The sequence below is a fragment of the Sphaerimonospora cavernae genome, from assembly GCF_042435035.1.
GTDB classification, from domain to species: Bacteria; Actinomycetota; Actinomycetes; order Streptosporangiales; family Streptosporangiaceae; genus Sphaerimonospora; species Sphaerimonospora cavernae.
In genome coordinates this window covers 346,350-357,335 of record NZ_JBHMQT010000006.1, presented here as the reverse complement: position 1 = coordinate 357,335, position 10,986 = coordinate 346,350, and the positions used below count along the sequence as shown (strand labels likewise).

Here is a 10,986-nt window from a genome sequence, read left to right as displayed (position 1 = left end):
TCAAGAAAGTGACCGATGGGCGCTCTGATCAAGGACGGGACCATCCGGTGACGGCGGTGCTCGCCCTGGCCGCGGCGGCGACCGTGGCCGGGATGACGGGCTACCGCGCGATCACCGGCTGGCGCTCCTCAGGCCGTGAAGGTTGAGAAGGCCCCCAAGGCTTCCAAGGCCCCCGCGACGGCTCAGGCCGTCGCCACTCTCCCGAAGGTTGGGCAGGCCGGTACCAAGGTCATTCCGGCGGTTACCTTCATGGCCCCCGCGATGTCAGCCGCCTAAGGGCGGCCTCCCCTCCCCCCGGTGTCATGCCGGGGGGAGATCTTCATAGGGTCCAAGCACGCTTACTACCGTGATGTCAAGTATCACTCGTTGCTGTGGATGGCCTGTGGACCATCCGTGGAAGCTTCGGGGATTGGTTGGGGAACCCGTGTGGTTTAGCTGTGGAAACCACTTGGTTTGGGATGTGGAAAACGTGCGTTCGACCTGGTCAGACAGCGTAACGGGGTAGCTCAAAGGGGTAGTTCGTTGGGAGCGTGCGGGCATCCTTATGTCAGCCGCTGAGACTCATAATGGGCCGCGTATCCCTCCGACCGACACAGGATGCGTGAGTCCCCATGCTTCTCACCCCGCAAGTCATCCCTGAGCCCCATCGCGTACAGCGGGCCATCATCGTTGCCCTTCTCACCCTGCCCTTGCTCGTGATCGTCATCCTGAGTCTTCCCGTATGGGTCACCTGGCCCTGGCTCAAACAGGAGAGGCGAACCGACGTTCTCAAGATGGTGGAGAAGGTGACCGACACCCTTAAGGCGCTCATGCGAGCCAACAAAGAAACCCCCGGTGCGTGAACACCGGGGGCACATGGACGGGATTGATTTGATTCCTCAGCCCAACAGGCTAACCCATTCCTCTTCGGGGTTGGGATCGTAGGACGGGATCAGGTCGGCCTCACCAGCCTTGACGGCCCGGACGAAGACGGTCCACTCGGAGAAGGTGAACATGAGGACGGGGGAATGCTTCCCTTGCTTGGAATCCCGAACCTTCACGCCATCGGGAGCGATGGCCCATTCAACGCAATTGCCCGTTGAGTTTGATTCCTTCGCTTTCCTCCATGGGGTCACGACTGGCCCCCGTTCACCCATCCCTTGATCCACTCCCTAGCGGTCTGCGGGTGCTTCGTGTCGGAGAGTGAGATGGTCGCACCGGACTTGGGCAGCTTGATCACGAAGTGAAGGCGGGTGCCCTCACGGCTGAGAGTGACTACTGCCGTCTCCCGGCCTTGGCCGTACACCTCCAACTCAGCGCTACCGGCCTCCGAGATCGGCCACCCTTCCATGTGCAAGGTGATGTGCCGGATGAATCGGACGTTGATCCTTTCCGACCTGAGAAGATCCCGAAGAGTGATCAGGATGCCCTCTCGCCTGTCTGCCGTGGCCTTGATCATTTCCTTGCCTTCCTGTGTGTCTTGCCGGCAGAACCGAGAGTAGAGGCACTTACCTACTCATGCCTAGTCTTATCCCGGGTTACCCGGGGGAAGTTGGTCTAGGGAGGGGCTACATACGGTTGCCTATCGTGATCCACTTCCGGCCTGATCAACTCAAGTGGGAGCAGGTTCTAGCCGAGATACGGCGACGCATCCGAGAGGGTGAGTATCGCCCCGGCTACCCCATGCCCGGTGCTCCACGGTTGGCCGAAGAGTTCGGGATCGCCAAGCGAACCGCCGAACGGGTCATCGATGAACTTCGGGCAGCCAACGAGATATACACCGTGAGAGGCAAGGGGACGTTCGTAAGTGATCCCGCCACGGGCGGGCCTCCTGAGGTCATCGATCCCGAAGACAAGTGAAGCCCCCACCGAAGCGGGGGCCTCACAACCTCAAAGTGTCGGCAAGACAACCGAGAGGCTAGGTCTAAGCGTAGGGGTTCCGGGGGTTAGGAGTCGCCAGTCAGCGAACGGGCGTAGGTCACGGCTCGATGGAACGTCATGCGCTCTCGCGGCGTCGCCTCGCTCCATATGTCGCTGTCCATGGGCGCTTGATCGGCTACCCGGGACAGTAGACGGGCTATCTCTACCGCGTCGGCCTTAGAGGCCCCGGTGATGTCTAGTGCGTCCCGGACATCACAGATTGCATCGATGGGGAGATCACGCAAACGCCTAGCGGCTTGAATACCTTCGATCAAGAGAACGACGTCCGGGAAATCCGGAGTCTCAGCCATTTGTACGAGCATCGCCGGGGGTACCCCGAACGCTTTGGCCGCCCCTTCAAGGTCGGTATCTACCGCAACGGCAAGGGCAGCTTGAAGAGAGGCCCCTAGTTCCTCGTATGCCTGCCGTATCGAGACGTGAAGCTCTCGGAGGTAGACGGCCTGATCTAGGGGCGTGAGAGCCCCCTGACCTTGGGTCAAGCGCGCGATGATCGATGGGCTGTTCACGTGCCGCATGGTGCCAGGTATGCTGACGTTGTCTCCAGCGCCTATCTCCAACAATGTGGTCAACGTCGCGCTGCCGACGATCCAACGCGACCTCGGGCTGACGATCTCGGGGCTGGAGTGGATCGTCAGCGCGTACATCCTGGTGTTCGCCGTACTGCTGCTCGTCGGCGGGCGACTGGCCGACGTCCTCGGCGCCCGCACCACGTTCTTCGCCGGCCTCGCGCTCTTCACGCTCGCGTCGGTCGCGGCCGGCCTGGCGGGCGGACAGGAGACGTTGATCGCGGCCCGCGCCCTGCAGGGGGTGGGCGCGGCCCTGGTGACGCCCGCGGCCCTGGCCCTGCTGCCGAAGCTCTTCCCGGACCCGCGCGGGCGCGGGATGGCCATCGGCATCTGGAGCGCCGTCGGCGCACTGGCCCTCGCGGTCGGCCCGCTCACCGGCGGCCTGCTCAGCGAGAGCGCACACTGGGGCTGGATCTTCCTGATCAACGTGCCGATCGGCGCGGTCACCGCCCTGGTCGGGCTGCGCTCGATCCGGGTCGCCCGCGCGACGGACACCCCCCACACCGGCCTCGCTGGGCTCGACCTGCCGGGCCTGGGGACCTCGGCGGTCGCGCTGTTCGCGCTCACCTACGCGCTGATCGAGGGCGGGTCGCGCGGCTGGACCTCCACCCCGATCCTCGGCTCGTTCGCGGTCGCCGCGATCGCCGCCATCGCGTTCGGAGTCGTCGAGTCCCGTACGGCACGGCCCATGATCGACCTCAGCCTGTTCCGTGAGCGGATCTTCAGCGGGGGCCTGCTCTCGATGGGCCTGTGGGCGTTCGGCGTGTTCGGCGTCTACTTCTTCACCGCGATCTATCTGCAGAGCGCGCTCGGCTTCTCCCCGACCGAGGCGGGCGCGGGCTTCGTCCCGATGGCACTGCTCATGGCGGTCGGCGCCGTGCTGGCGCCGCGGATCGCCGAGCGGCTGGGCGACGCCCGCACGGTCGCGATCGGTCTCGCCGTGATGGCGGGCGCCGTAGCCATGGTGTCGACCGTCGGCGAGGGCGGCGGCTACCTCGACCTGCTCCCCTGGTTCCTGCTGTACGGCGCGGGCGGCGGGCTGCTCGTCCCGCTGACCAACGTCGTGCTCGGCGCGATGCCCGCGGCCCGGGCGGGCGTGGCCTCCGGCGTGCTGAACGTCTCCCGCGAGGTCTTCGGCCTGCTCGGCATCACGATCCTGGGCGCCATCATGAGCAGCCGCCAGAGCGCCGTCACCGGGACGCCGATGCACCGCTTCCTCGATGCGTACCAGTTCACGCTGCTCATCGCGGCCGTGATCGTGCTGGTCGGCGTCCCGGTCAGCCTCTACTCCCTCCGCCGGGCCCGTACCTCCAGCCTCGAGACCCCCGAACCCGCCGCCGTCGCCGAACCAGTCGCCTGAGCCTCGGCAGAGAGGTAGGCACCGCTGGCGCAATGGTCACCTTCGGTTATCGAACACCATCTAAAGGTTAGGTCAAATCTGTGGAAAGACGTGGGCCGTAGCAGCGTCAATTGGGGTCATCCCTGGGCGTCGTCCCAGGACCGATCCGAACGCTGGTGATAGCAAATGACGCAAACCACGGGACGGCCTCGGCTCATGGCTGTCCCACTCCGGCACGGCTACGGTGAACCCATGGGTATGAACGCGTTGGAAGTCCGACTGCGCGAAGGTGCCGAACGTGTGGACGTCCTACGGCTCACTGACACGCTTGCACAGGTCAAGAATGCTCTCGACGAGATCGACCGGGTGTATCAGTGGAAGAGGAGTGCCCGCCCCGAGTGGGTCGTTCAATCCATGGCCCAGCGCCGCGGAGAGTTGGTCATCCAGATAACAGCGCGTGAATCGCGTCGACGCGAGTGGCCGTCTCTGCTCATCCCGGTTAATGCCCTGGTCACCGGAGTTCAGAGACTCCAGGATGTGGCCGAAGTTCCCCAGTACTACACGGAAGGGACCGTCGAACGCCTACTGAAGATCGGCGAGCCCGGGCGAGGGCTTCAAGAGGTGTCGGTGGCGACCGTGAACGGCAAGGTCGGCCCGCACTATCCGGTATCGGAGATGGTGCGGCAACATGCCAGGTCGGCCGTGACGGGGACGCAGAGGTCACTCGGATCGGTGGCCGGTTGGCTGGATGCGATGAGCGCGCGCCGGGCAGCCAAAGGCCTGATCGTTGTCGGCCTGTTCGACCCGTTGACTCGGCGGGCTGTGACCGGCCATCTGTCCACCGATATGCAGGAGACGGTGGAGAAATTCTGGCGGCACCGCGTCCTGGCCCGTGGCATGGTGACTCGGAACGAACGCGGACAGGTCGTCCGGATCCAGATCGAGCATCTGGAGGGCCTGCCTGAGGATGATTCCAGCAGAGCACCCGTATCGCACGTTCTGGAGAGTGACCCGGAGTGGCTGGGCGGGCAAAGCGTGGATGACTATCTGCGGGAGGCACGACGTGCGTGACTGCCCGCTGATCTACCCCGACTCTGATATGTACCTCGATCTGATCACGCGCAACGAAGCTCTTCACAAGAAGACAGGGCAACCCCGCTGGCTGTCCGCCAAAGCGGTCTTCGAAGGCATCGAAGTCGGGTACGCGCGAATGGCCGTGTCACCTTTGATCGAGGCAGAAGTCCTCATCAACGGATCGACCCGTGAGCGCAGCGCTCGTTCGCCACGGGTGGCGGAAATGCTCGGCACCTGGTTCACCTCCCCGCAAACTCTCTGGGTGGACATCGACCGATTTCTGGTCCGGGAGGCGCTCAGGCTGCGGGAGGAGTACGGCCGTTTCCATCAGGGCTCCAAGCCGTTCAAGTCCGCTGACGCCCTCCATCTCGCGGCGGCGTTGCGCGCCAAGTGCCGTTACTTCATGACCCACGACGAAGGTTTCCCGATCGGGATGGCGGTAGACGGCATGGAGGTCATCAGACCCGAGGTCGTGTGGCCAGAGCCCTTACCCTTCGAAGAGCCTGAACCGTAGAGCCGGCGCGGAGATGCGCGTGGCGACGAGGAGAAGGCCCTCTGCGCCGGGCATCCGGGAGAATGGGCGGATGCCGCCGCGGAGACTGGATCCGGAGAAGGTTCGTGTAGCGCTCGACGCCCAACTCGCCGAGCTGGGCGAGCCGCCGTTCGACGGCCCGGCCGGCGGCGTGCCGGGCGCGTGCGCCCGTGCGGTGCTCGCCGCCTACGACGCCGGCCTGACGCCGGTCAGGGACGCCGCACGCTTCGCCGTACGGCACCTGCTGGCCGAACTGGCCGCCCGGTCTCCCGGGAGGTCGGTGGAGGTGCGGGTGCCGCCGTACGCGGCCGTGCAGTGCGTGGCGGGGCCGCGGCACACCCGGGGCACCCCGCCCAATGTCATCGAGACCGACCCTCGGACGTGGCTGGAGATGGCCACGGGCAGGCTCTCATGGGCCGAGGCGGCGGCCGCCGGGCGGATCTCCGCCAGCGGCGCCAGGGCCGACCTGTCCGACCACCTGCCGCTGCGGTAGCTCCTTAGTCCTTCGCGCCGCCGAGCCTGCTTTCGACGCAGTGCTGCATGGACTCCTGGTCCGGATAAAGCACGGGATCGAAGCATTCGCGCAGGCCCGTGTCCCGGAGCCAGTTGCTGAACAGCACAGCGAAGAGCACCGCGAGGACCAGGGTCGCGATGCTCAACGCGAGACCGATGACGGCCCGTCGCCGGTTGGAACGCTTGACGGTCGCCACGATCCCGACGATGAGGCCGGGGACCGCGACCAGCGCGCCGATCCCGCACACGGGCAGCAGGACGAGACCGGCGATGCCGAGCACCAGGGCGGCCGTGCCCAGTCCGCCGCCGGTCGGCGGCGGTGGCGGCCAGCCGTCCCCCGGTCCCATCGGTCCCGAGGGCGGCGGGGGCAGCGACCCCCCGAACGGCCCCTGCGCGTACGGCCCCTGAGGCGGCGGCCCGTACGGCCCCTGGGGCGGACCCTGGATCGGCTGGCCGTACGGCCCTCGCGGTGGGCCTTCAGGAGGCTGCGAATCGGGCTGTCGACGGCGGTCGGGGTCGTCGGATGTTGACACGGTGATCCCTTCCGTGAGTGATTTTGGGGCCTGCCGCAACGGCCAGGCTCTCCCGAAAACCACGGCCGGGCCTGCGGCGACACGGCAAAGGAGGGTCGAGTGTTTCGGTGAAATTCGACCAGCCCCGGGTCCGAGCAGCGTCATTGTCCAAATACACTCAAGTACGTGTTGAAGGGCGACGGCCGGTTGGGCCATGACCTCGACCCCCAGGACCACGCACCAAAGGACGCCTGTGGCGTCTTCGGTGTCTGGGCTCCCGGGGAGGACGTCTCCAAACTCACCTACTACGGCCTCTACGCGCTGCAGCACCGCGGGCAGGAGTCCGCGGGCATCGCAGTGAGCGAGGGCAACCGAATCCTCGTCTACAAGGACATGGGGCTGGTGGCCCAGGTCTTCGACGAATCCATCCTCGGCACGCTCCGCGGTCACCTCGCCATCGGGCACTGCCGTTACTCCACCACCGGATCGAGCGTCTGGGAGAACGCGCAGCCCACGCTGAACTCCACCGACGACGGCGGGCTGGCCCTGGCGCACAACGGCAACCTCATCAACACGGCGCAGCTCGCCGAAGGCGTCGCGCCGGGCTCCATCAGGGCCAGCACCGACACCGAGGTCCTGACCGCCCTCCTCGCCAAGCACGGCTCGCGTCCGGTCGAGGACGTGGCGGCCGAGCTGCTGCCGGAGGTGAAGGGCGCCTACTCGCTGGTCTGGATGACCGAGACCACGCTGTTCGCCGCCCGTGACCCGCAGGGCATCCGGCCGCTCGTGCTGGGCCGGCTGGAGCGCGGCTGGGTGGTCGCCTCCGAGACCGCGGCCCTCGACATCGTCGGCGCCTCGTTCATTCGCGAGGTCGAGCCCGGCGAGCTGCTGACGATCGACGAACGCGGGGTGCGCTCCCAGCGGTTCGCCGCCGCCGAGCCCAAGGGCTGCCTGTTCGAGTACGTCTATCTCGCCCGCCCGGACACCACGATCGCCGGGCGCGGCGTGCAGGCCACCCGGGTGGAGGTCGGCCGCATCCTCGCCCGCGAGCACCCGGTCGACGCCGACCTCGTCATCCCCACGCCCGAGTCGGGCACGCCGGCCGCCATCGGCTACGCCGAGCAGAGCGGCATCCCGTACGGCCAGGGCCTGGTGAAGAACTCCTACGTCGGCCGTACGTTCATCCAGCCGTCGCAGACCATCCGGCAGCTCGGCATCCGGCTGAAGCTGAACCCGCTGCGCGAGGTGATCCAGGGCAAGCGCCTGGTCGTGGTGGACGACTCGATCGTCCGCGGCAACACCCAGCGCGCCATCGTCAAGATGCTGCGCGAGGCGGGCGCCACCGAGGTCCACGTACGGATCTCCTCGCCGCCGGTGAGCTGGCCCTGCTTCTACGGCATCGACTTCGCGACCCGGGCAGAGCTGATCGCCGGATCGCTTACGGTGGAGGAGATCAGGCACTCCCTCGGCGCCGACTCGCTCGGCTACATCTCGCTCGAGGGGCTGACGCGGGCGACCACGCTGCCCGCCGACCGGCTGTGCCGGGCCTGCTTCACCGGTGAGTATCCCATTCCGATCGAGGACGACAGAGTGGGCAAGTTCGTACTGGAGGCCCAGCGATGACCAGCTACGCCGCGGCCGGCGTCAACATCGAGGCCGGTGACCGCGCCGTCGAGTTGATGAAGTCGCGGGTCGCCCGCTCCCGCCGGCCGGAGGTCGTCGACGACGCCAGCGGCTTCGCCGGGCTCTTCGACGCCTCGGCGTTCCTGCGCTACCGGCGGCCGCTGCTGGCAACCTCCACCGACGGTGTCGGCACCAAGGTGCTGCTGGCGCAGCGGCTCGGCAAGCACGACACGATCGGCATCGACCTCGTCGGCATGGTCGTGGACGACCTCGTGGTGTGCGGGGCCGAGCCGCTCTTCATGACCGACTACATCGCGTGCGGCAAGGTCGTGCCCGAGCGCATCGCCGACATCGTCGGCGGCGTGGCGGAGGGCTGCCGCCTGGCCGGCTGCGCGCTGGTCGGCGGTGAGACGGCCGAGCACCCCGGCGCGATGGGCCCGGACGAGTACGACCTGGCCGGCGCGGGCACCGGAGTGGTCGAGGCCGACGAGCTGCTCGGCCCCCACCGGGTCGTGCCGGGCGACGTCGTGCTGGGCCTGGCCTCCACCGGGGTCCACTCGAACGGGTACTCCCTTGTGAGGCATGTCATATCGACGGCCGGGCTCGATCTGGAGCAGGAGCTGCCCGAGCTGGGCAGGACGCTGGGTGCGGAACTGCTCGAGCCGACCCGCGTCTACTCCCTGGACTGCCTCGCCCTGATCCGGGAGACCGAGGTGCACGCCCTGGCCCACGTCACCGGCGGCGGGCTCGCCGCCAACCTGGCCAGGTCCCTGCCCGGCACCGCCGACGCCCTCCTGGACCGGGGCTCGTGGACGCCTCCGGCGATCTTTGAGGTGCTGGCCGGACATGGCAAGGTCCCGCAGGTGGAGATGGACCGGACGTTCAACCTGGGCGTGGGGATGTGCGCGATCGTCCCCGCCGGGCGGGCCGACGAGGCGATGGCGCTGCTGACCGGGAGAGGCGTGCCCACCTGGATGCTCGGCGAGATCGTCGCCGGCACCGGGCAGGCCAGGTTCCGCTGATGTCCCCGCAGGGGAACAGTTCCGTACGGAACCGTTCCCTGCGTGGGCATGCCCCGAAGCGTGTCCGGCTCGCGCCTCTGACGCGCACCCCGTCTCACGCGGCATCCCGCCTGACGCGCGCCCTGGAACTCCAGACACCCCTGGCACCCCTGGTACGCGGCGGGATCACTGACTGTCAGTGCAGGCAAGTGAGCCGTCCGGCGGGGTTCCCCCCGCCGGACGGCTCACTTGGCACTCACAAACGGATCAACGGCGCCCACGACGCTCGCTGGTGTCGCCCTCGCCCTCGTCGTCATCGTCGACGGCGTAGTCGGCATACCGACTGGCCAGCTCTTCGTAAGGGTCATGCTCCTTGTTGCGGCCGGAATCGTCCTCGTCCACGACTCCGAGCTCCGCGCGCAGGCGCTCAAGATCCGTTCCGCCGCTGTTGTACTTCAGCTGACGGGCGACCTTGACCTGCTTGGCCTTTGCTCGGCCGCGCCCCATTGGCTCGACCCCCTCATGCGGGGCCGTGCCCGACCCCTCGTCACTAACGCACCGCGCACTGACGCACTGACTTCAGGCGCCAGTCTCTCACTCGCCTATTACCGTACCTGGTTTGTGCGCCGCTCGGTACGTCGTACGAGTGGCGCTGGTCAACGTCCGAGCCAAATGCCCCTCAGCCGACCTACTTCCGACATTCTTCGCTCTGCCAGCCTATCCGCTGCGGCACCCGGAGGGACGCCTTCCACGTCGGCCATCTCGAAGATCTTGAGTGTGGTGTCGAAGATCCGGGCGGCCCGGGCGCGGGCCCTGGCCATGTCGAAGCCCTCGATCTCGTCGGCCACCTGGATGACGCCGCCGGAGTTCACGAGGTAGTCGGGGGCGTAGAGAATGCCCCGCTCGGCGAGCTGCTTCTCCACGTCGGGGTGGGCGAGTTGGTTGTTGGCCGCGCCGCACACGATCTTGGCCTTGAGTTGGGGGACGGTCGCGTCGTCGAGCGACCCGCCGAGGGCGCACGGCGCGTAGACGTCGATGTCGGCGGCGGTCAGCGCGGCGGTGTCGGCGACGACCTCGACCGACGGGTGGCGCTGCCGCACCCGCTCGACCGCCTGCTCGGACACGTCGCAGACGACCACCTCGGCGCCGTCCTCGACCAGGTGGTCGACGAGGCGGTGCCCGACCTTGCCGAGCCCCTCGACGCCGACCCGGCGTCCGTTCAGCGAAGAGGTTCCGTACACGTGCTCGGTCGCGGCCCGCATGCCCTGGAAGACCCCGAAGGAGGTGAGGATGGAGGAATCTCCGGCTCCGCCGTGCTCGGGGGTCCGCCCCACGACGTAGGAGGATTCGCGGGCGACGATGTCCATGTCCTCGGCATAGGTGCCGACATCGCAGGCGGTGTAGTAGCGGCCGCCGAGCGACTGGATGAACCTGCCGTAGGCCCGCAGCAGGGCCTCGCTCTTGCAGGCCGCCGGATCGCCGATGATGACGGCCTTCGCGCCGCCGAGGTCGAGTCCGGCCAGCGCGTTCTTGTACGCCATGGCACGGGAGAGGTTGAGCACGTCGGCGAGCGCGGCCTGCTCGCTCTCGTAGGGGTAGAACCGGGTGCCGCCGAGTCCCGGCCCGAGGGCGGTGCTGTAGATCGCGATGATCGCGTTCAGGCCGCTGCGCTCGTCTGAGCAGAAAACGACCTGTTCGTGCTTCACCGGCTGGATGGGGGTCGCGTCCTTGGCAGGGCTGGCGTCCTTGTGGGAGAGCCCGAAGACGTCGGTCACGATGGTGACTCCTGATCGCCTCTGTTCGCCGCCTCCGTGCGGCGAAATCTCCTCAATCTTACCGAGGTCCACGGGAAACGATCATGCAAAGCCGGGACAGTACTGCACATGTTCGCAGCGTCGTGGCACGA

At 67.3% G+C, this 10,986-nt stretch carries 15 protein-coding genes; 9 read left to right on the top strand and 6 right to left on the bottom strand.

From position 1 onward, the window contains the following. Positions 1–8: 8 nt before the first annotated feature. Positions 9–146 (top strand): hypothetical protein, encoded by a 138-nt coding sequence (locus ACFHYQ_RS06320; RefSeq protein ID WP_394300131.1) that lies wholly within the window; start codon positions 9–11, stop codon positions 144–146. A 465-nt stretch (positions 147–611) separates the two neighbouring features. Beyond that, positions 612–842 carry a hypothetical protein gene (locus tag ACFHYQ_RS06315; RefSeq protein WP_394300118.1) on the top strand — a complete coding sequence of 77 codons (231 nt, stop codon included), beginning with the start codon at positions 612–614 and terminating at the stop codon, positions 840–842. A 36-nt stretch (positions 843–878) separates the two neighbouring features. Here the strand turns inward: ACFHYQ_RS06315 and ACFHYQ_RS06310 are convergent, their stop codons facing one another. Beyond that, positions 879–1,136 carry a DUF397 domain-containing protein gene (locus ACFHYQ_RS06310; RefSeq protein WP_394300117.1) on the bottom strand — a complete coding sequence of 86 codons (258 nt, stop codon included), beginning with the start codon at positions 1,134–1,136 and terminating at the stop codon, positions 879–881. After that, the gene (locus ACFHYQ_RS06305; protein ID WP_394300133.1) at positions 1,112–1,438 is read right to left on the bottom strand and encodes a hypothetical protein; all 327 of its coding nucleotides are present in this window, start codon (positions 1,436–1,438) and stop codon (positions 1,112–1,114) included. The genes ACFHYQ_RS06310 and ACFHYQ_RS06305 overlap by 25 nt, the downstream gene beginning before the upstream one ends. Before the next feature lie 128 nt (positions 1,439–1,566). Between ACFHYQ_RS06305 and ACFHYQ_RS06300 the strand changes: the two genes are divergently transcribed. Then, entirely contained in the window at positions 1,567–1,839 is a 273-nt protein-coding gene (locus tag ACFHYQ_RS06300) for a winged helix-turn-helix domain-containing protein (protein WP_394300116.1), read from the top strand. Positions 1,840–1,925: 86 nt separating this feature from the next. Here the strand turns inward: ACFHYQ_RS06300 and ACFHYQ_RS06295 are convergent, their stop codons facing one another. Then, positions 1,926–2,426 (bottom strand): hypothetical protein, encoded by a 501-nt coding sequence (locus ACFHYQ_RS06295; protein WP_394300115.1) that lies wholly within the window; start codon positions 2,424–2,426, stop codon positions 1,926–1,928. A 19-nt stretch (positions 2,427–2,445) separates the two neighbouring features. On the opposite strand from ACFHYQ_RS06295, the gene ACFHYQ_RS06290 reads away from it, so the two are divergent. From ACFHYQ_RS06290 to ACFHYQ_RS06275, 4 genes are all read left to right on the top strand, one after another. Beyond that, complete coding sequence (locus ACFHYQ_RS06290; RefSeq protein WP_394300114.1) at positions 2,446–3,846, top strand: MFS transporter; 1,401 nt, start codon at positions 2,446–2,448, stop codon at positions 3,844–3,846. A gap of 231 nt (positions 3,847–4,077) precedes the next feature. Next, positions 4,078–4,896, top strand: coding sequence for a hypothetical protein (locus ACFHYQ_RS06285; RefSeq protein ID WP_394300113.1), 819 nt, complete (start codon positions 4,078–4,080; stop codon positions 4,894–4,896). Continuing rightward, a complete protein-coding gene (locus ACFHYQ_RS06280) occupies positions 4,889–5,413 on the top strand; it encodes a type II toxin-antitoxin system VapC family toxin (protein WP_394300112.1) in 525 nt (174 codons plus the stop codon). The genes ACFHYQ_RS06285 and ACFHYQ_RS06280 overlap by 8 nt, the downstream gene beginning before the upstream one ends. Before the next feature lie 70 nt (positions 5,414–5,483). Further along, complete coding sequence (locus ACFHYQ_RS06275; RefSeq protein WP_394300111.1) at positions 5,484–5,924, top strand: sterol carrier family protein; 441 nt, start codon at positions 5,484–5,486, stop codon at positions 5,922–5,924. A gap of 4 nt (positions 5,925–5,928) precedes the next feature. On the opposite strand, the gene ACFHYQ_RS06270 is transcribed toward ACFHYQ_RS06275, so the two are convergent. Further along, complete coding sequence (locus tag ACFHYQ_RS06270) at positions 5,929–6,477, bottom strand: DUF4190 domain-containing protein (protein WP_394300110.1); 549 nt, start codon at positions 6,475–6,477, stop codon at positions 5,929–5,931. Between the two features lie 165 nt (positions 6,478–6,642). Here ACFHYQ_RS06270 and purF point away from each other — a divergent pair, with 165 nt between their 5' ends. Together purF and purM are read left to right on the top strand one after the other, a co-directional pair. Then, the gene (purF, locus tag ACFHYQ_RS06265) at positions 6,643–8,079 is read left to right on the top strand and encodes an amidophosphoribosyltransferase (protein WP_394300109.1); all 1,437 of its coding nucleotides are present in this window, start codon (positions 6,643–6,645) and stop codon (positions 8,077–8,079) included. Continuing rightward, complete coding sequence (purM, locus tag ACFHYQ_RS06260; RefSeq protein WP_394300108.1) at positions 8,076–9,101, top strand: phosphoribosylformylglycinamidine cyclo-ligase; 1,026 nt, start codon at positions 8,076–8,078, stop codon at positions 9,099–9,101. Before purF ends, purM begins: the two co-directional genes overlap by 4 nt. A 246-nt stretch (positions 9,102–9,347) precedes the next feature. Here purM and ACFHYQ_RS06255 read toward each other — a convergent pair whose 3' ends face one another. Further along, the gene (locus ACFHYQ_RS06255; RefSeq protein ID WP_394300107.1) at positions 9,348–9,587 is read right to left on the bottom strand and encodes a DUF3073 domain-containing protein; all 240 of its coding nucleotides are present in this window, start codon (positions 9,585–9,587) and stop codon (positions 9,348–9,350) included. A gap of 149 nt (positions 9,588–9,736) precedes the next feature. Beyond that, positions 9,737–10,855 (bottom strand): Leu/Phe/Val dehydrogenase, encoded by a 1,119-nt coding sequence (locus tag ACFHYQ_RS06250; RefSeq protein WP_394300106.1) that lies wholly within the window; start codon positions 10,853–10,855, stop codon positions 9,737–9,739. Between the last annotated feature and the right edge of the window lie 131 nt (positions 10,856–10,986).

Excerpts from the sequence above, each read along its gene's own strand:
- ACFHYQ_RS06315 (WP_394300118.1), top strand. The coding sequence starts at position 612 with ATGCTTCTCACCCCGCAAGTCATCCCTGAGCCCCATCGCGTACAGCGG.
- ACFHYQ_RS06310 (WP_394300117.1), bottom strand. The coding sequence starts at position 1,136 with ATGGGTGAACGGGGGCCAGTCGTGACCCCATGGAGGAAAGCGAAGGAA.
- ACFHYQ_RS06305 (WP_394300133.1), bottom strand. The coding sequence starts at position 1,438 with ATGATCAAGGCCACGGCAGACAGGCGAGAGGGCATCCTGATCACTCTT.
- ACFHYQ_RS06290 (WP_394300114.1), top strand. The coding sequence starts at position 2,446 with ATGCTGACGTTGTCTCCAGCGCCTATCTCCAACAATGTGGTCAACGTC.
- ACFHYQ_RS06285 (WP_394300113.1), top strand. The coding sequence starts at position 4,078 with ATGGGTATGAACGCGTTGGAAGTCCGACTGCGCGAAGGTGCCGAACGT.
- ACFHYQ_RS06275 (WP_394300111.1), top strand. The coding sequence starts at position 5,484 with ATGCCGCCGCGGAGACTGGATCCGGAGAAGGTTCGTGTAGCGCTCGAC.
- purM (WP_394300108.1), top strand. The coding sequence starts at position 8,076 with ATGACCAGCTACGCCGCGGCCGGCGTCAACATCGAGGCCGGTGACCGC.
- ACFHYQ_RS06255 (WP_394300107.1), bottom strand. The coding sequence starts at position 9,587 with ATGGGGCGCGGCCGAGCAAAGGCCAAGCAGGTCAAGGTCGCCCGTCAG.